The following is a 19,329-nucleotide window of genomic DNA, read 5'->3' on the forward strand; positions in this document are numbered from 1 at the left end:
GATATTCAAAGGTTTACTTTAAGTTTATATGAGAGTTTACGAGCCTTAGAATGCAAAAAGCCCCACATCAGTGAAGCTTTCTTTTTTATTTAAAATTAATTCGCTACAGTCGTAATTTTAACCGTCTTAATGCGAGTTTCATCCATTTCTAGGATTTCAAACTTCACACCTTCATGGCTAATCTCTGTACCGACTTTAGCATCGCCATTGGCTTTGTCTAAAATCAAACCTGCGACACTGAAATAACCTGAATCTTCTTGAACCAAATCCAAGTCCAACATGCTCAGTTCTAATTCCAACTGATACAAATCGAGCATACCTGAAGCCTTCCAAGTATGGTCATCGATTTTCACCAACTCAAGCTGCTCATCTGCATCTGGGAACTCCCCTGCGATTGCTTCAAAAACATCCAAAGGAGAAATCAGACCCTGAATATTTCCATATTCATTTGTTGCGAGTACCAAAGAGCCTTTCGACGTACGTAATGTGTTAATAGCATCAATGACTTTCATTTTTTCATAAATAAAAATAGGACGAACACGTTTTAATAGAGCCTTCATTTGCTCAGGATCATCTAGAGCATCTATGAGTTCTTTGGCACGCACAATCGTAATCACCTTGTCTAATTGACCACGACAGACAGGAAATAAGCTGTGTGGAACTGAAAGGATTTGCTCACGTATTGCTTCAGCATCATCTTCAATATTCACCCAAGAAATTTGATTTCTCGGCGTCATAATCGATGCCACTGAGCGCTCTGCAAGTGAAAGTACACCACCCACCATATAACGCTCTTCATGCGCAAAAGCTTGATGCGTATCGTCACTATCTGCAGTATCAAAACTGGTGTCTAATCGACTACCCATCAACTTTAAAATTGAATCAGCAGTACGATGACGTAACGGAATTTTTGATTCATGTTTTTCGACATTACGACTTGTGAACTGATTAAATGCTTCAATCAGAATCGCAACACCAATACCAGAATAAATATATCCTTTTGGAATATGGAAACCAAAGCCTTCTGCGATTAAACTCACGCCAATCAGAAGCAGGAAGCTTAAACATAAAATCACCACTGTCGGGTGACGGTTTACGAAGGTTGTTAATGGTTTAGAGGCAATTAACATCACTACCATTGCCACGATCATAGCGACCATCATCACGTAGATGTTGTCCACCATACCAATCGCAGTAATCACAGAATCAAGTGAGAATACCGCATCGAGCACAACAATTTGTGCGACGACTACTGTAAACCCAGCATATACAACATTTGAAGTCGCCTTGATCTCAGGCTTACCTTCCATCTTTTCATGTAATTCGTTGACAGCCTTATATACAAGGAATAAGCCACCAAAGAGTAAAATTAGATCTCGCCCAGAGAATGTCCAACTAAATAAGGAGATAAGTGGTGCTGTAAGCGTAACCAGCCATGAAATGGCAAATAAAAGGCCAAGTCGCATGAGTAATGCAAGAGACAAACCGATAACACGTGCTTTATCGCGTTGTTCTGGAGGAAGTTTTTCGGCCAAAATGGCAATAAAAACCAGGTTATCAATACCTAAAACTATCTCAAGAACAATTAAAGTAATGAGTCCAACCCATATACCGGGATCTAATAAAAATTCCATACTAGATCACCTTATTATTATTTTTAGATGAGAATAAATTTGTCCAACACTGCGACGGGTCCATTAAAAGATACCTTTTCAGAAATAATGAGAGCATTATGCATAAGATTTTTAATTTGTAATACGTAATTTAAAAAAAAATTTAAATCTTTTATAACCTTATTACGTAACATTCCTATAAAAATAAATATTTATTATTAATAATCAAAAACTTATAAAATATAAAAATTTAAACTATTTGAAATAGAACATCATCAATATACAAATTTATTACATATTCTCGTGATCATTTGATTAATAAATCAGCACATTTAGATCAATTAAAAATCCTCAAAGGATCCAAAAACTAAACAAAATTATAATGTGAAAAATATGAGAAACTCGTCACAAAAATTAATTTATAGTAAAAATAATGCGCTATTTAATGCCTATATATAAAGGAAACGAAATAACATTAAGTAGAATGTTTATAAACAGTATCTACAAGCAAAAAATCATCTGGATAGATTTAATTAAAATGCTTAAAGTTATATCTTATGATGATTCTTATTTGACTATCATTAAATTATGATGAAAGTGATAGATATCGCTTTAAGTCGTAATTATTTATTCTGAAATGTGCTTTAAAAGCGACGAAACACGTCGATAATTTTTCTTAAGTACGTTAAGTTATTGATCAAATATTGATTAATTATGTAAATATCCCTTATTATTGGATGTGCTTTGTAATAATCACTGGATAAATAACAAAAATTAAGGACAGAATAATGTCAAAAAAATATGCAAAATTTTTACCTACAATCGAAAATTTTGATTTAAAGAATTTTCCATTTTATTGGATCACACAAGTACATGCGCAATATGTACTGAATGTTGATCATGTTTTAAAAAAGCATGGCATGGATAATTCGCGTAGGAGGCTCTTACTTGCACTTTCATCAAAGCCTCATGCCAGTGTATCTGACCTATCAAATATGATCGTTTCTAAAATGTCAACGACCACTAAAATCGTTTATCGATTAAAAGATGAAGGTATGGTTGATACTTATTCATGTGAAAATGATGCACGAATTACTCGAGTGGTCTTAACTGAAAAAGGCGTAAAAATGACGGAAAAGATTAATGATCTAACCACCGTCGTATTGGAACAGTCTTTTGAGGGTTTAACTCCCCTTCAAATTGAAAAAATGATGGACAGTCTTAAACATATTTTTAAAAATCTTTCTCATTAGACACATTTTTTGATGCGCGAATAAATATGATTATTCAAAAATATTGAGTTGTGATGAGTTTTTCGTATATTTTGGTTTTGGACAATAAAAGCATTCAAATTCATTAACTGGAAACCCCAGAACAAATTTTTGGATATCAGTCGTTTTTAAACTTAACCACTCATCTAACTGGTTATGCGGAATAATGATTACAGATCGTTTAATAGGACCTGGCTCATGAAATTCGCGCATCATCTCATGATCAACAGCATCCATATCAAGCAATGGTCTTACGTTGTGTTACCTTGCCTTTCTTTGAGTTCTATCTATTTGATTTTATTATATTGTTATCGTTACTACTTATAACCTAGCATGACATGACATTACTTTTATTTGTGAGTAATATTGTGAGTAAATCCTTATAGACCATAACGGTTGTTACTCACAATATGTTAAATGACTTAAAAATCAAGCAGCTAAAAGCTCAAGACAAGGTATATCGTGTCGCTGATCACTCTGGATTGTGTATTGAGATTCGACCTACTGGAAAGAAGTTTTGGCGGTTCCGTTATCGTTTTCTCAATAAACCACAGATGCTAACAATTGGACAATATCCCGAAATCAGCCTTTCATACGCTAGAACAAAAACAAATGAGTTTCGAGAGCAACTTGCTAAAAATATTGACCCTATCACTCTTAAGAAGGCTGAACGCATGGAGGCGATGCAGGCACAAGAAGAGACATTCCGAGCTATTGCTAAAGAATATTGTGAGCATAAAAAGAAATCAAAATCAAAAAATTGGCTCTATATTCGAAATCTTGCATACGATGTAGATATCTTTCCCGTAATCGGGGATAAGCCAATCAAGGATGTGAGTTCTGTTGATGTTAAGAACATTATGGATAGTGCAATTAAGAGAGTTTTAAAATCAGGTAAGGGTACCGGAGAAAACAAGGCAATCTCAATTAGGCAAATTATTGCTGAGATTATGCAGTATGCAATCATCTCCGACAGATTGATCAATGATCCAACCTATGCGTTACGTGGATACATTCATACCCCTGAAACAGAGAATGCTCAACCTGTCAGCTCAAAAGATCAAAAACTAATTATGCCGAGTATTAATAAATATAAAGGCTCTATCAGCACCAAAAATGCACTTAAAGCGCTTATCTATACAATGCTACGGACAATCGAAGTCCGCAGAGGGTTGAAAGAGTATATTGATTTTGATGCTCGTACATGGATCATTCCAATTGCGTCTAAGTCTGACATTCTTAATGGTAAGCGCAACATGAAGAAAAATAGAATTCATATTGTGCCACTATCAGATCAAGTTATGAAAATCTTGAGGGCGCAATTCGCTGCTTATCCAGATAGTCCTTATATATTCCCAGGCGTTAACAATAATTCAATGATTGCCCCTACAACATTAAATCAATCATTTCGAAATATGGGATTAGGACATATCACTATGCATGATTTTAGGGCTACAGCATCCACAAGCCTGAATGAGGCAAACTACAACTCAAACTGGATAGAGCTTCAGCTTGCGCATGTTAAGGGGGATAAGGTAAAAGCTACTTACGACCATGCAAAATGGCTAAATGACCGCAGAAAGATGATGCAGGATTGGGCCGATATGGTTGACGATTGGTAATCAATAATACAATCGCTTTCCATTCCACAGCACCTGACGTGCTTCTTTATTGTGTTGCAGCACATTTCCTTGATAGTCTCGAACCTCAATCACTTGGTCTTTTTCATCTAAGGTGCAAGGTAATGAAATTTGATTGGCTGAGTTAATATTGAAGTGTTTTAATGTATTTATAGTTTTCATGGTGCATCTTTTTTGAGTGGTGTAACAGAACCGTACCTGAAACTTTTGAAATAAGCCAACTTTTGCATTTCTGCAAGCTGGATGAAACCTAAAGGAAGTTATAGTTTATGCAAAAATTTGACGGCAACATTAGAAACATACCAACATTAACTGATCAGAAGCTAACACAACAATTAATCCCTGCTCGGTTTATTCCAAAAACCCCAGATGAGCTCAAAGGGAAGAATGTTGTTTATATTTTTGATAGCGAAGATTCTTTCAATTTGACGTACGATGAATTAGTTGAGATTGTGGGTAAGGCAAGAATGGCTGGACCTAAAATGATTCCAGTTTTAGGAACGATTGGGGATTAAAGATCTTAATATCGCCACAATTTAAATCATGCTTAGAATTCAGATGAGCGCAGAAGATGAAGTAAGAATAGTGTGATATTGTGGCGGGGAGTGATAAAAGCGAAAGTTAGAGTGCTTAAAAACCCTCACTTGGAGGGGTTTACGTAAAATAGATTAAACACCTATTTGCCCAAGTTGATATAAAAGAATCATAAATATTAGACCTGAGCTTGAAATTTTAATTGCATCGACTGCGTTCATCACTCATCTCCTTGATTTTAATTGTTCATTATTTATACAACTTTTATGAAGACTTGGTAAATAACATTATACTCCAAAAAGTAACAAGAGTTTTATTGAGTAAGAGATTAAAGCCCTCACTTAGAGGGCTTATTTATTTCAATTATCTTTTGCAGCATATTTTAAATTATCCGCAACACGATTAGTCCAACCCTTTCCATAAGTAGGCCATGTCTTTAAAGATGTGTAGAACTTTAAACGCTCTGCAGTCAGAGTTAAAAGCACATCATTTAAATCGTGACTATTCACAGCGGAAATCGTCTTAGGCCCGATCACTCCATCTGCTGCCACACCAACGGCTTGTTGTAATTCCATGATTGCACGTTTCTTCCCCGCATTAATAGCAAAGTCCCATAATTGGAATGTGATTGCGGAATGTAGACCATTACCGCCCAATTTATCCCACCAGTCCTTTTTATAGATTTCTTTGGCTTGGTTAAGGGTTAAATTTTTAATATCCAAATTTGGATAGGTGTTTGCAGCAATGCCGTATTTAGTGCCCTTCTTTACACCGACTCCAACTTTACCACCAGTCCAATTCCCTGGATCATTATGATCTGTGGAATAATCACCTTCATGTGCAATAAGTCTCTGAAAGGCTTCATCAAAAGATATTGAACCAACCGACAGGCTAGAGAAATTTAAAATATTTGTTAATGGTTCTAATTCAGGTTGCTTTTTAAGTCGCGCCAATACCATGGCCACACCCACAAAACACCCGACATATTCCTTCCACTGCTCTGGAATATGGTTTTTTACATCTTGAGGGATGACATGCCAGACCTGCACAAATTGATCTGCGAACAAAATCAAGGCATAAAAAATGGCGCTCAATGCGCCAACTTGTACCGACTTGAGTTTCCAAGCCTGTTTCCAATCTTCAATTAATTTCATTACTGCTCTCTCTATAGTTACGTTCATATAATTTGTTGCGGATTTCTTCGAGTGTTCGAAGTGTTTGATCAGACTGTTTTTCAATAATTATGATTCGTTGGTCGTTATTCGCAGTTTTGGTTTGAGTGTTTCGCACGTCGGTGGATAGTGTGTACCAAGACCCAACTATGCTTCCGAGCAAAGCAAGACCGCCCCACTTAAACCATTCGCCAAGCGTATCGATTCGCGTTTTACTAGTTTTAAGCTCCCCTACATCCCGTTGGATTTTCTCAAGCTCAGCCTGAAAGTTGGTTTGAGTTTGTAGTAGGTCGGCCCGAGTTTGTTGATGATCTTTACTAAGTTGAGTGATCGTCATATCTAATCGATCAAGCTTTTGCGGGATATCACCAAGCTTGTCGATTTTCTGACACATATCAGTCATCTTGTCTGAAAGAATCATCATTGATCCCGCACTCGCTGGCGGCAGATCGGATGAGTATTCGTGCGTTGGCATGCCGCCCCCTAAATTTTGGTAATAAAAAACCCTGATCTAATTAAAGATCAGGGTTAGTAGTGGCCTGTTGGGTTTAATTAGCTACAGGTGAAATTTCTTTATTTCCTATTTTATCCGTTACTTTCTTACCAATTTTTATGAATGGTTTTTCATAATATTTGTATGAAATATTTGCCATAATAATTGTCACAATAGAGGTAAGGATTATACTCATGATAGGATTTTCGACTAATTTATTGACAAAAATAAATACAATTGGATGAAGCAAATACACGCCATAAGTAGCCTCGCCAAGGTTAGAGAATGGTTTTGAAAACCAATGCGGAAAAGTAACTTCTAACTTATAAAAACCCAATGTTAATGCTATAGAGGCTAATGCAAATACAACTCGATTAAATCCAGAAACAATATTAATTTGGTCTCCTGAAACCGGATAGAAGGCCAAAATTGATAGTGCTGCCACTATTAGAAATGGGGCAATTTTCTTCAAATTAATTTCATTAAAATTATAATAAAGAGCTAAGCCACAGGTATACAAGAAGAAGTTATTTAAAGGGTTGATGTAAGTTTGCCACTGCTGTGCCAATTTCTGACTCTGATCGAAGACTCCGAAAGCAAAGTATAAACCTATTAATATTGTTCCGAAGACAGCAAAATTGCCAAGCTGCTTATGCTTTGCATAAAGTGCAATTATAAATGGAGTAAATGCATAGTAGAAAACCTCATTCCCAATACTCCATGCACCAATATTTATATACTCGCCAGGCGCAATAAATCCAAATAGTAAAGTCGCATTTATAAATATTTTATATATATCAATCTCACCACTACTTAAAAATATCAATCCTGATGCAGCAATTATTACAACCCACAACAATGGCAATAATCTAAATACTCGTCTTAAAAAAAAGACTATTGAGCTCTGTATATCCTTTATAAAATGGTTATATACGATTGCCATACTCAGTCCGCTTAAGACAAAGAAAATGGATACACCGTACACACCAAAGTTCCCCAAAAGACTTCCTGACTCTGGATGAAAGAAGGTCCATGAGACGAGGTGATAGATCATGATTGCAAAAGCCATAAGCCCTCGCAACCAATCGAGGCTTTCATATCTTTTCATGCTTTTATTCTATTTTCCTACAATAATCAACATTAAATCACACAGAAAGACATGTTTGTAGAAAAACTCCACTCATTTTAATGGAGCTTTCTCTTTAAATTTTAATTGAATACTGACTTATTTAAATGAATACTCAAGTCAACAGCTAGAGGTCTTGACTCAGAAACAATAACCCAAGATTCGTTAATAAAGCTATTTGCTGAGTTTGAGACAACTGCGGGGTAAGCTGCTAGACCTGCGTTGTTTTTAGGCGCGAGTATCTGCACTCCTTTTTGAAGACCATTTTCAAAGATATAACCCCCTGTTGGTATTATCAATCCAACAATTCCTGAATATTTTTTATACGCTGAACCGACTTGATCGAACGATGCATAACCAAATCCGCCTGCTACGTTTATATAAGATAGTCTCCCTATATTCCCATTATTGTTTTCAACAATGGAGAAAGCATTACCTGTTCCTGCTGTGTTTTGATACACAGTGTTTCTTACATATGATGCTGCATCTGTATTTACATCGTTTGAAGACATCCCCACAATCATCCCAGAGCCAGCCGTTAGGCTGGTTTTTGTAAGCATACCCGTTCCCGTTCCAGAAGTATTTTTCAATACGATTAGATTGCCATCTTCGGATTTTCCAAACGACACATCTACTGGCTCTAGGTCACGACCTGAGAGATCATAGACTTTTAGGACTGCACCTCCCGAAGTCTTAATGCCAAATTCTACTGAAACTGCTGAGAAAACTGATGCAGTTAGTGAGTTTTTTACTGCGAAGATAATAGCTCGAAGCGTCATTGCATTTGATAGCACGATGCCACCATCTGCGATCACACGCTCACGGTGTGACTTTAATTTAGCGAAAATAGAATCCGCGTTGGCACTTGTAATGTAAGCGGAATCTCCGTTGACAGAAGCATATGTCTTTTTAAGATACTCAATCTTTTGCGCTGTAGTTGTGAGGCTGTCGATTATATTCGGAAGGGCTTTCGAGCCTGTGTATTTTTTGTTTGATTGAATTACAGTAGACATTTACATTACCTCTGCTAAATTTAAGAATTTGATTTTCACGGATTGAATTTGATTTGTTTGACCTTCTTCATATAAAAGAGCAAACGTAGAATTATTTAAAACACATATTGACGAATATGCGACATTAAGATTATCGGCAAACGGTGCATACTCTGAAACGAATGTTTGACAGTTATCATAAGAAATGCGAACCCTAAAAATCTTGCGGTCAAAGCTGGGAAGCGAGGGGTGTGACATAATGATTTTAGGGACATTATCAAACACTGTTGGTGCGACTTGCTTAAACCCAATTTGACATGCAGACGTTCTTATTCTCGGATTCATACCAACTGGCTTAATTGTCTGCCCTCCGTCAGTCGATTTTGCGAACAAAACATAGCGATTAGCGACTGTGTAATCTTCATGTCGCATAGCAAAAATCAAGTTTTGGGATGCATCTAATGCGATAGAAACTTCATTAATTTTGGGGGTGAGCGGAAAAGCTATATTGCCATTCAAAAGACCACCAGCGCTCCACGTTTGGCAATCGTCATCAGAGTACATAATGCCGATAATGTCTTGTATATAAACAGCTAAACACACGCGACCTGCATACCGACCACCTTCAATCCTGACGGATGTATCCAAGCCAAGGGCGAAAGGTGAGAATCCAGCGATATTAATGATTTTTCTATTCACCCACGTTTGACAATTATCAAAAGATTCCATTTGGATCAGGCTGGCGCTTGCATTGAAAATAAGTACAATTTTATCTTTCAACTGAATAAAAGTAGGATGACGAGAATTGTTGCCAAGTCGGTTTCCGTCAATGACTTGAGTTTCGCTCACTTCTGACGTTTTATTCACTAAATCAAAATCTACAAATCGACCAACCAATCTACCGTTTGATCCGTCTGCCCCATAGGTACTAAATTGCGCAAACGCTACGAATAGTCGAGTATCGCTGATTTTTATAGCAGAAGGCATTCGTTGGTGTAGTGTGTCATCTGAGCCATAAGGGCTGACTTCTAATCCGTAATTGAGCGGGGTTTCAGCAATTGCTTTTGCGTCCAAAGCTAGACCAACATCGTTCATATCATTGCTAGACAAAACCCCTGCACGTAACTCAGATAATCCAAATGACGTGCTAGTTCCAGCAACACTACCATCCTCTTTTATACCAAATAAAATATTCCCTTCGTTGTCAGCAAAGACATGTGTATAGCCTGGAATTTCTTGCTGTGAAATTACTTTAGTAACAGTGCTTAGATTTCCACTTTCAGTTTTGAAGTCTTGTGCTTCAAATTCACCAACTGAATTTATCGCTGCAAAAATGCCCCCGTCTGAATCCGAAAACTCGTGAAGATTTGGTGTATTTGTCTCGTGAATCATTGATGTTGCGTTAAGAGATTCGTTCTTTGCGTTAATTAAAGAAGTTGTCACCGCATTCTCTTCCGCTGCATTGGCTTTTGTCGTTGCGTCTGCTTTAGCTTGATCAAGCTCACTCAATCCTGTATCTGTCCAAGTACCTGTAATTGGAGTAACACCTTCAGCACTGGTACGAGTCCAGCGCCAAATTTTACGAGTGTCGTCTGCACGTGCGCGCATTTCTGATACAACAGGCTTAGCTGCTAAAAGTAGTGCCTCTGTTGCAAAACCTTTGTAGAAGCCTTGAGCGATAACCTCATCAGCCTCTAATTGCAGTTTTTCAAGTGCAGTATCTACACTTTCAACCGCAGAACTAATATCAATATTAAGTTGCTGTATATGTGTTAATGCCTCATTAATCGTTGTCACATCTGCTTTGACTTCTAGCGATGCGAGTACTTTCTTAAGAATAGCCAACACATCAGTTAAATTATTGGTGTTGCTTAGAATTGCATTCCAATTGGTCGCCATAAATACTTTTCCTTATCCCATAAAAAACCCACTAAAAGTGGGTCATATAAACTTAAATAATTATTTAACTTTAATGATGTAAATCATTGCAATATTTCGAGGACGCGTCTCATAACCACCAGTGGATGTCGTTATAGTAGCCTCTGATCCACCACCCGTTCTAGAGCCTAAAGCAACCCCAGTATCTGGTGTTCCAGCCTCACCTGATTCATTCTCAAGATGGTGACTGTGTGATTTAAGCATATCTGTTTGGCTAGAACCTAAGACCCTGTCAGTGTCGACACCTCTCTCATTATCAAACCCTCTAACAAACTCGCCACGGGTATCTGGCAGAGTAAATTGATCTTCACTAATACCGTACACCTCAAATAGTTTGGGGTAATCAGACTTAAAAATGGTTTGCCCTTTTATTTCTATAGAGTCGGTTGGAATTAAAATGGATAACCATTGTGTGACTGTTCCAATCCTAGAATTATTGATTGCCTCAATTTTCTCATCATTGGACTCTATTGATTCACCTAAAAAAGCAATAATTTCATTTATTTTTAATGCATAAAGATTGAAAAGATAATTCCACCATTGTCTGGCGGGTTTTAATTTGCTTGGAAATCCACGCTCTAAATCTAAATCTGTAGTATTTTTCTCGCCTGTTTTAGCGAATTCAACAATATTATCAATACTCATCTTCACCCTCGAATATTAAGCGAACGCCCGAAGGCAATGGGAGTAGAAGCTTTACAAGCTCTCGCTGCCAAACCTCGTAAGCAGTAGAAAATGAAAAAGTCACAGTCATGTTATCGTTGTCTTTAATCTTGAAAGATTGATCCAACACCGTTTCCAATATTTCTTTTGCTGAAGCTAGCGTGCAGTCACTGTTGTTTAGCTTAATTTTAGCTTTTACCACACGCTTAAATAGTTGTTCCGACATAGCAAGAGCACGATGATCGCTCATTCCTGATTCGCGCCAATACCCACCAGAATCAGTACCATCTTGTTCTGCTGCAGGTAATGATTCAGGCTGGTCAGCAAATCCAAAAAATGGAATTGGAATTGCATTTGGTATGGCATTTGGCGCACCAACCCAATCAGCGATAATTTGAAGTTGATCACCTTTTGCTACATCTATATCAAAATAACTGTTTAATTTTTTCAGAAGATCGATGCAGTCAATGATTGGCTCAATCGAAACCTTAACCACTTCATTGAATTTTGGTTTTTGCTTATGCTGACTTATGATCAATGAGAGATATTTGTCTGTGTTCATCAATCACCACCTGAGATATTGATCTCGATATTATCGGTATCGCAAAACGCCACTTGATTGAAATTCATGCTGTAATCACCATCAATTTCCAAGCCATTGACAATGATTTTCAGCAACGATACTTCATACGACATTGAGTCTAAATTGCCGTAAAGTCCTGCTGGCACATACACTTTATTGAGTGTAATTCGATCCCCGATATCCAGCTGGTTCACGTAGTCTGCAATCGCTTGCTTAATTTCTTCGCCAATCTCAATCGTGTAGTTGGTGGTACTGATCAGGTTTAACCTGAAACCAATATTTACAACGTCTGGTCGGTAGAGAGACGTAACAACAGGCTCATTGAATGCATCTAAAGTGGTGATATCGGTGTTGCCAAAGTATCCACAGCCCATTGATTTTTTTGCGCGCATGATCTGAGCAATTTCATTTGCATCACCACCTGAAATGACTACACATAAGCTATGAGCAGGTATACCAAGACTATCTGTTGAGTCGCTGTCATTTTCATAAGTCTTACAACGAGAAACGCCTGGTAGACTGAAAATCGAACCTTTAATGCTGTCTGTTTTTGACTGAGATGGGATAGCCACAGATAAAGCCTGTCGCTGTCTTAATTTAGCATTGCTCTCAACGCTCATACCGAGAGTTGATGCAGTGATATTATTTACACTGCGCCATCCACGTGTTGGCTTTCCGATCGTTTTAACAGTATTGGGTAAAGCCAAATACGCACCCACTTTTGAAGCTTGAGCTGTCACTATTACTTCACCGCTTTGGGGGATTACAACAAGCTCAGGCAACATCCAATTGATGCCGCTTGGATCGGGTGAGTAGCCGTTTTTAATTTCGGTGCCTGGTATACCACCAATCATCAAGTCAACAGATGAATAGGTTGGAATCGCTCGTCTAATGCCATTAATTGCCACATTGCGAGACAAAGCATCATCATTGGCTGTCTTCGGTGAAAAGGTGGAATAGGTATCAGTGCACGCTGCACCACAGTCAACGACTACGCGCGCCAAGATACCGATCCATTGACCATCCTGACTGTCGTTTTCAAGATAGACATCATCACCGTAAATGGCCTTGTACTTGTCTTTTAGAAACTCAACCGCTTCATAGTATGTTGGTGCTATTACTCCTGAATTTGTGACAATTGGAGCAATTGAAGTAAGTGTCATGCTTTAATTTCCTCGTTGCTCAAATAGGCAGTTCCATAAATTGTTTCAATCGTCATGGCCACAGTCAGGATCCGTGTCCTGCTATCAAGTGAGCTCTCAAACTCTTCAATACTTGATACACCAAAAGTTTCCAGAACTCGTTGTCGCAAAGTCATTTCATACAGGTTATCTGGTTGACGACCAAGAATCGCTTGGGTCCAACCGGTTCCATCTGACGTGTCTGCAAACCACTCACCAAGCCAATGCTTTAACCGGGTTAAAACAGCTTGGCCTACTGCTTCAGGCGTATTCACGTGAAAGTCATAAGCACTAGATCCAAACGTGTAGTCCCCATCTTCATCAAGTTTTCTATAGCGCATAAAAAAAGCCGCCTTTCAGCGACCCCTCAAATATTTGGTTATTCTGGTGGGCCAGATGACCCATTACCAGGTTGAACACCTTTCTGCGTATGGCTGAATAAGCTAATTGTTTTAGCAAAAACATCACTCAGAGACTTAATAATGCCATTCACAGTGAGCGTGCTTTTCATCTCGACTGGGTGGTGAAACACCGACTTTGTACCAATAAAATTAATCACACCAGACGGCGTAATTTGAATTTTGCAGGTGTTTTCATCGTTGCGGATTTCCAAATCATCCGTTGAAATATTCTTGATTTTTTTGGCTTGAGATTGTGGTCTAAAGAATGCAAAACCGTCGGATAAATCATGCTTTCGCATATCGAAAGGATTCTGAACACCACCCGACTGCCACCACAAATCGATATTTCGATCTGCAAATGATACAAGACACTCATCACCACTTTTGATTGGGTGGGTAATTGTGAATCCACCTGCACACGGAAACATTACCGGCACATCAAGAAGCAAAGGCATTTGAACTAATTCAATATCACCGTCGGGCTTTCTGATCGGGATCTTAATTAATGGCTGCACTTTTACCGTGACAGCCTCAGCATCATAGCTCTCAACTTCACAAGGCAATGCTGACCAAAATTGAGCTAGTTCTGATTTGATCGCATCTTTAATGATTTTAAGCTGGTCAGGTGAGCGCTCATTATTTGAAAGGGCCATTAGTCCACCCCTTTGATAGATACGCCTGATTTAGGCACTGTTGCACCAACTGCAGTGCAAACTAGATTGTGGTACCAGTCCTCGCCACGAGTATCACCAATAGACTCAATCGACTGAATTATAAATAAGCCACCTTTATTCGTAGTTGTGTTTGGATTCTTGAACACTTGATCTTTTCCCTGCTGCTCAAAATCAATGTCGTATGCTTCAGTTTGAAGATTAGTCATATCAACCTGAATTCGTCCACCACGCTTAAGTTTTGGATTAATAGCACAGGACACTTTTAAGCCTTCAGTTGTCATCTGAGGCATTCCGATCATTCCAGTATCACGGTTAAGTATAATTACGGGCTCCGTGCGGTAACCCACATAAGTGTTGGCATTTAAGATGCCGTCATCCATGTCGATAAATACATCATTCTCTGTATAGAATTGCCCCATATGGCTATATAGCGACCCAAAGAATACACGGCCGCGTGGATATTTCTGGTCACTTAATACAGGGATTTCGCCAGCAGTAACACCATGATTTTCAGCTTCAGCTATCAATATTTTACCCGTATTATTGATTGAGGTGCCTGCTGGAACCCCCCGACTCACAACGGCAAAATTTTTAAGATGATCGCCTGACTGCGCTAAAACACACAACCAACGATCGACCTGATTATCACGCCCTCGTCTGAACTGAAAAACCTGACCTTTAAAAAGAGTTTCAAGTGGCGTATCTCTATACCCAACTTCAAGTGTGACGATCGTGTCTTTCTTTTCAGAGTCACTACCTGCCAACTTATTCATTGTTTCATCAGAAAGATTGTAGATGTATATTTCAGCAGCCTTAGGAGTTTCTGCTGTTGCCTGGCCTATATGAAAATTAATTTTAAACTCAGATAAATCTAGAGCCTCGGGGTTGCCCTGATCAATTTGGATCGAGAGCTTAATTTTTCGTAGCCAAATCTCAGACATTAATCGCCACTCCAATACAACTGCATCTCGGTGCCAAGACCTGAGAATATTTGTTTTTCTTCAGGATCTTTGTTTGAGACATAGAGACCGCCATTAATAATATGCTGATGCTGAGCAAGCAGGTTGTCACCTGAAACCATTGGTAGCGCGCAAATCAAATAGTTGCCTGATACATCCATCACATCCAAAAACCACTTATCACCACGATAAATCAGTTGCAATTTATAGGTGGTCTTTCCCAGTAATACGTTGAATTTTTGATTTGTACCACTTAAAGGAATTTTGTATAAAGCCATACGTTACTCCCATACCCCGCCAACTTGAGCACTACCGGTAATTTGGCCAAGTCGAGATGTTGGAACTTCTTCTTTTTGTGCTGTTCCGCCATCTTGAACAGATGCAGTGGCTTCAGGTGTAGCTTGATTATCAATAAACACAACCGTCTCAGAGGTTTTTTTGATTATTACTTTTTGAAAAGTTATCTCTAAAACCATTGAGTTTTCAGTAGCAATTTCTGTTGTAGTAGATAGGTTTTTGATAAGCATATCTGTGTAAAGTCGCTTACCTGTTGAGATGATTAACCTTACGAAATTCTCTTTTAATGCAAGCAGCCCTTGATAGATTGCGCTCAACTCTAAAGCTGTTCCAGACCACCCAATTTTTACGCTAAGCTCAGGTGCTTCATTGTACGCATGGTCATTCATGGACGAGCCTTGATCAACAGGGTTGCTAGTGATCTGAGTTTCATCCTTGTGCTTTTCTTCGATTGTGACATCGGCAGTAAGGCCCATGATGGTGCGACCTCTACCCGCGAGAAGCAGGGAGCCAGCCGTTTCTATAAGTGACATGCATTATCTCCGGGCGTAAAAAAACCACCCGAAGGTGGTCTTAATAATAATTTTGCGATTACTCTTAAACTCTTTCCAGATATTTTTGGGTTGGCAAATGAAATTCACCATCTGCCTTGTAGTGAAAAAGAATATCAACAATTACAATATGTGTTTCTGGGCTTTTCCACTGGAAATGCAAAACCCAATCAGACGTAAAAAACTCGAAATACCTACTTTTTATATATTCAGGCAGACCCAAGTGGTAATGCCAAAGATGATTTGATTTTGCATAAGTATATGTTTTTAGATCAGGCGTCCCCTTCCAAGAAGGAGAAATTTTCCCAGGAAACTTGGAAAAGTCAGACAAACCGTATTGGGTATAAATCTCAATAAAATCAATAATTTTATCTTGTTGGTCGTTAGGATATATTTTGAATTCTATTGCAAACTGTTTTCCAAATTCCCAGGTGAAGCTCAATTTTATTTAGTCCCTGCCATAATGATGAATTGGCGGATCTGTTCACGTGACATGCCTACAGGAGCCTGAAAGCGCTCTGCACTTAAGGCACATTCCATACGATCCACACTAATTACAACACTAGCAGATTTTTGGTTATTTTTCATAGGCATAGAGCGATCTATTGTTCTTGCTCGGATTACTTTGGTCATAATGATCACCATGAAATTTGTATTGCACAATACAATTCTACCAGTAAATATTCCTTTATGCATAAATTGTATGTATTTTATGCGATATAGCATAACTTAGATGATTTAAAAGTATGAGAACTTTATAGATGAAAAAACTACTACTTCTCGCAATTGCATCAACTTTTAGTGCTGGAGTCTGGGCTGATTGCTCATCTGCAAAAACATCTTTAGATAGTCAGAAGTGTCTAAACAATGAAGTGAAGAACTTAAGACTTGAGTTAAATAAAGTATATACAAATGCTCATAATCAAACTGAAGCTAAGCTTGAATTAAAAAAGGCTCAAGAATTATGGGTGCTATACAAAGAAGCTCAGTGTGGTGAGTTCGTGGTTGCTGATACACAAGCTAGCCCAGCAACCATTGAATACGATCTTACATGCCAATCGGATCTTTATAAACAGCGCATAAGCTTTCTTAAAAGTATATTTAATTAAGCCATCACACCCTGTGCTGCTCTCGCCATAATTGCCATAGAATTCTCGTTCTGTCGTTTAACAGCGTTTGCAGCCTCCATTGGATTATTTACACCATTTAAGATCATGTCCGTCTTGAAGCTTTGGTTGATAGTCACATTTGAAGCCGACAAGCTAGATCCATTAACCTGATTCTTATGAGGGTTGCCACTCAATGATGTTGTGTTCTGAATGTTCGGTGTGCTTATTGTTGATTTTTTAGTTGAGGGTGTTGATATATAATATTGCTTTGGCTTTTTCCATGCATCTGCAGATGGGGTTCCATGCACATGAATAGCATTACCAGAGCCATATATCTGACCTGATTTTTTAGCTTGAGCCTCCACTTCACGAACCCACTTCTTGGTTGATTGACTTGCCTCACCTAGAAAGTTGGGATTTGCGTAGGAGATGTCCTGCCCAACGCTTGAAACCTTACCATTCGCTCTTTCCTCTAAATATGCCCTAACAAAGTTTTCCATTTTTTTAGAAACTCTAGACATTGGTACTTTATCAACACTACCGTATGCACCTTTTCTTGGAGCATTAATATCAGAAAATGCCCACCTCTGATTAACAACATCACTTACCGATCCGCCAAATTTTCCAGATGCAGTACGGTTCAGAATAGTATCAACCACGCCTGCTGCCTGATTTTCAAAATTCTTACCCTTAAGTGATGGGACAACCTCTGTAGATGCAACCTTCATGATGCGCACTATATCCTCTTCAGAAAGATTTAATTCCTTGCCTGATTTGGTCGCAACCCCTTTAACCTCACCCTGCACTGCCTTAGCCACACCCACTGCGACTTCCGCAGCCTTTTTAGCACCATCCTTAACGGTATCAACAATCGACTTACTGACATCATTAATGGCTTTTACTGTGTCATTTGCAGGTTCTGTGCTTGGTGTTAATACTTCTGCCACTTTGTTCTTAACGGCGTCTTTGGCAGTCTCTACAACTTCTTGAACCGCACCAATTGGATCTGAAATAACCTTTTGAACAAAGTTCACAACCTTGTCTTTGATTTGATCCAGCATCTCCAAGAATTCTTTAATCTTATTGATGATGGTGTCAATTCCATTGGTCCACTTAGACCAGTCGAATAGTGACTTACCGCCGTCTCGCCAAGTCTTATAATCATCGTAAAGAAGATATAAGGCTGATGCTAAGGCTAGAATAATGCCAATTGGTGAGGCTAGGAATGCCAATCGAAAGAGCTTCAGCAACCCGATAAAGCCCTTGATCATCGGGATGAATTTAAAGAGCAAGCCAAAGGTTTTAATGAATGCTCCAAATACAAGCGACACCAATGCAAAGCGCAATCCAATGGCCAAACCCTCTTTGATTTGAGGATTCAACTGACTAAAAGCACTAATACCACCCATGATCAATTGATTTAGCAATTTAAGGATGGGGATTAGGGCTTTACCCGCCTGCATAACAATGGCCTGAAATCCAGTCTTGGTCATCATTGTTAAATCACGGTACTCGGTCATGAACTCATTACCTGATTTAGTCAGGTCGTCGCTCATTCCTAGTTCTTTTTGTATTTTTTGGTACTTATCCATGTTGGCCATGAACTTACCATCACGCATCGCAAGCAATGTGTTTTGATCGATACCGAGCGAACTGGCATATGCATTGGCTTGGTAAGCTGGCATCTTAGATAAAACACCGCTTAGATCTTTCATGACTTCGACACGATCACGCATCGATCCATTTGCTTCTTTTGTGTTTACGCCCAGGCTATTAATTTGGCTTTCATAACCAGGGGAATTACGCATCTTTTCAGCAAGCGATTCAAGTGAACCAACAGCACCTTCAGCATTACCACCGAGTTGGGCGATAGCATTACCGTATGCATTGATATTGTTGGCACTTGCGCCAATACGTTGAGATGAGAAATAAAGCTTATCTAACTCACTCGCCGTTTGACGTACCGCAATGACAGCACCAGTGGCCAAAGCCATTAATGCACCATTGAGTAATTTTGCCTGTCCCTCAATTCCTTTCATGGCATCTTGCATTTTGCCTAAACCTGAATTATCAGTTTTAAACCCTAATGCGACCATGAAGTCTCTAATCACACCTGCTTGAGCCATGAAATC

Annotated in this window: 22 protein-coding genes and 2 pseudogenes; 4 read left to right on the forward strand and 20 right to left on the reverse strand. The window is 38.7% G+C overall.

What is annotated here, in order from left to right; translation table 11 throughout:
* Positions 1-95: 95 nt before the first annotated feature.
* Positions 96-1,634, reverse strand: a complete 1,539-nt coding sequence (locus V5M36_RS08910; RefSeq protein ID WP_338558068.1) for a TerC family protein — start codon at positions 1,632-1,634, stop codon at positions 96-98.
* A gap of 767 nt (positions 1,635-2,401) precedes the next feature.
* On the opposite strand from V5M36_RS08910, the gene V5M36_RS08915 reads away from it, so the two are divergent.
* The gene (locus V5M36_RS08915) at positions 2,402-2,866 is read left to right on the forward strand and encodes a MarR family winged helix-turn-helix transcriptional regulator (protein ID WP_338558070.1); all 465 of its coding nucleotides are present in this window, start codon (positions 2,402-2,404) and stop codon (positions 2,864-2,866) included.
* 30 nt (positions 2,867-2,896) lie between these two features.
* On the opposite strand, the pseudogene V5M36_RS08920 reads toward V5M36_RS08915, so the two are convergent.
* Positions 2,897-3,130 (reverse strand): annotated as a pseudogene (locus tag V5M36_RS08920) (DUF159 family protein); the annotation flags it as partial.
* Between the two features lie 164 nt (positions 3,131-3,294).
* On the opposite strand from V5M36_RS08920, the gene V5M36_RS08925 reads away from it, so the two are divergent.
* Positions 3,295-4,506 (forward strand): tyrosine-type recombinase/integrase, encoded by a 1,212-nt coding sequence (locus V5M36_RS08925; RefSeq protein WP_338558071.1) that lies wholly within the window; start codon positions 3,295-3,297, stop codon positions 4,504-4,506.
* On the opposite strand, the gene V5M36_RS08930 is transcribed toward V5M36_RS08925, so the two are convergent.
* Positions 4,507-4,686 carry a hypothetical protein gene (locus V5M36_RS08930; protein ID WP_338558073.1) on the reverse strand — a complete coding sequence of 60 codons (180 nt, stop codon included), beginning with the start codon at positions 4,684-4,686 and terminating at the stop codon, positions 4,507-4,509.
* Positions 4,687-4,793: 107 nt separating this feature from the next.
* Here V5M36_RS08930 and V5M36_RS08935 point away from each other — a divergent pair, with 107 nt between their 5' ends.
* Complete coding sequence (locus V5M36_RS08935; RefSeq protein WP_338558074.1) at positions 4,794-5,039, forward strand: hypothetical protein; 246 nt, start codon at positions 4,794-4,796, stop codon at positions 5,037-5,039.
* Positions 5,040-5,417: 378 nt separating this feature from the next.
* Here the strand turns inward: V5M36_RS08935 and V5M36_RS16080 are convergent, their stop codons facing one another.
* The 16 genes and pseudogenes from V5M36_RS16080 to V5M36_RS09010 form a co-directional block, all read right to left on the reverse strand.
* Positions 5,418-5,933 carry a glycoside hydrolase family 108 protein gene (locus V5M36_RS16080; RefSeq protein ID WP_445206329.1) on the reverse strand — a complete coding sequence of 172 codons (516 nt, stop codon included), beginning with the start codon at positions 5,931-5,933 and terminating at the stop codon, positions 5,418-5,420.
* A 117-nt stretch (positions 5,934-6,050) separates the two neighbouring features.
* Positions 6,051-6,239 (reverse strand): annotated as a pseudogene (locus V5M36_RS16085) (DUF7940 domain-containing protein); the annotation flags it as partial.
* The gene (locus tag V5M36_RS08945) at positions 6,199-6,705 is read right to left on the reverse strand and encodes a hypothetical protein (RefSeq protein ID WP_338558076.1); all 507 of its coding nucleotides are present in this window, start codon (positions 6,703-6,705) and stop codon (positions 6,199-6,201) included. The gene V5M36_RS08945 and the pseudogene V5M36_RS16085, both read right to left, overlap by 41 nt.
* A 73-nt stretch (positions 6,706-6,778) precedes the next feature.
* Positions 6,779-7,831, reverse strand: coding sequence for an acyltransferase family protein (locus V5M36_RS08950; protein WP_338558077.1), 1,053 nt, complete (start codon positions 7,829-7,831; stop codon positions 6,779-6,781).
* A 101-nt stretch (positions 7,832-7,932) separates the two neighbouring features.
* Positions 7,933-8,862 carry a hypothetical protein gene (locus V5M36_RS08955; protein WP_338558078.1) on the reverse strand — a complete coding sequence of 310 codons (930 nt, stop codon included), beginning with the start codon at positions 8,860-8,862 and terminating at the stop codon, positions 7,933-7,935.
* Positions 8,863-10,740, reverse strand: a complete 1,878-nt coding sequence (locus tag V5M36_RS08960; RefSeq protein ID WP_338558079.1) for a sialidase family protein — start codon at positions 10,738-10,740, stop codon at positions 8,863-8,865.
* Between the two features lie 60 nt (positions 10,741-10,800).
* Complete coding sequence (locus V5M36_RS08965; RefSeq protein WP_338558080.1) at positions 10,801-11,424, reverse strand: tail fiber protein; 624 nt, start codon at positions 11,422-11,424, stop codon at positions 10,801-10,803.
* A complete protein-coding gene (locus V5M36_RS08970; protein WP_338558082.1) occupies positions 11,414-12,004 on the reverse strand; it encodes a DUF2612 domain-containing protein in 591 nt (196 codons plus the stop codon). The genes V5M36_RS08965 and V5M36_RS08970 overlap by 11 nt, the downstream gene beginning before the upstream one ends.
* Positions 12,004-13,188 (reverse strand): baseplate J/gp47 family protein, encoded by a 1,185-nt coding sequence (locus V5M36_RS08975; RefSeq protein ID WP_338558085.1) that lies wholly within the window; start codon positions 13,186-13,188, stop codon positions 12,004-12,006. Before V5M36_RS08975 ends, V5M36_RS08970 begins: the two co-directional genes overlap by 1 nt.
* Positions 13,185-13,547, reverse strand: coding sequence for a hypothetical protein (locus V5M36_RS08980; RefSeq protein WP_338558087.1), 363 nt, complete (start codon positions 13,545-13,547; stop codon positions 13,185-13,187). The genes V5M36_RS08975 and V5M36_RS08980 overlap by 4 nt, the downstream gene beginning before the upstream one ends.
* Before the next feature lie 38 nt (positions 13,548-13,585).
* Entirely contained in the window at positions 13,586-14,260 is a 675-nt protein-coding gene (locus tag V5M36_RS08985) for a Gp138 family membrane-puncturing spike protein (RefSeq protein WP_338558089.1), read from the reverse strand.
* Positions 14,260-15,222 carry a baseplate hub protein gene (locus V5M36_RS08990; RefSeq protein ID WP_338558092.1) on the reverse strand — a complete coding sequence of 321 codons (963 nt, stop codon included), beginning with the start codon at positions 15,220-15,222 and terminating at the stop codon, positions 14,260-14,262. Before V5M36_RS08990 ends, V5M36_RS08985 begins: the two co-directional genes overlap by 1 nt.
* Positions 15,222-15,518, reverse strand: coding sequence for a phage baseplate plug family protein (locus V5M36_RS08995; RefSeq protein WP_338558094.1), 297 nt, complete (start codon positions 15,516-15,518; stop codon positions 15,222-15,224). The genes V5M36_RS08990 and V5M36_RS08995 overlap by 1 nt, the downstream gene beginning before the upstream one ends.
* 3 nt (positions 15,519-15,521) lie before the next feature.
* The gene (locus tag V5M36_RS09000) at positions 15,522-16,070 is read right to left on the reverse strand and encodes a phage baseplate protein (protein WP_338558096.1); all 549 of its coding nucleotides are present in this window, start codon (positions 16,068-16,070) and stop codon (positions 15,522-15,524) included.
* 64 nt (positions 16,071-16,134) lie between these two features.
* On the reverse strand, positions 16,135-16,530 hold the full coding sequence (locus V5M36_RS09005) for a hypothetical protein (RefSeq protein ID WP_338558098.1): 396 nt from the start codon (positions 16,528-16,530) through the stop codon (positions 16,135-16,137).
* A gap of 2 nt (positions 16,531-16,532) precedes the next feature.
* Complete coding sequence (locus tag V5M36_RS09010) at positions 16,533-16,721, reverse strand: hypothetical protein (protein WP_338558100.1); 189 nt, start codon at positions 16,719-16,721, stop codon at positions 16,533-16,535.
* A gap of 128 nt (positions 16,722-16,849) precedes the next feature.
* On the opposite strand from V5M36_RS09010, the gene V5M36_RS09015 reads away from it, so the two are divergent.
* Positions 16,850-17,197, forward strand: a complete 348-nt coding sequence (locus V5M36_RS09015) for a lysozyme inhibitor LprI family protein (protein WP_338558102.1) — start codon at positions 16,850-16,852, stop codon at positions 17,195-17,197.
* On the opposite strand, the gene V5M36_RS09020 is transcribed toward V5M36_RS09015, so the two are convergent.
* Positions 17,194-19,323: a phage tail tape measure protein gene (locus tag V5M36_RS09020; protein WP_338558104.1), complete on the reverse strand. Its 2,130-nt coding sequence runs from the start codon at positions 19,321-19,323 to the stop codon at positions 17,194-17,196. The two genes, V5M36_RS09015 and V5M36_RS09020, sit on opposite strands and share 4 nt — an antisense overlap.
* Between the last annotated feature and the right edge of the window lie 6 nt (positions 19,324-19,329).

Source organism: Acinetobacter sp. KS-LM10 (assembly GCF_036896575.1).
GTDB classification, from domain to species: Bacteria; Pseudomonadota; Gammaproteobacteria; order Pseudomonadales; family Moraxellaceae; genus Acinetobacter; species Acinetobacter avistercoris.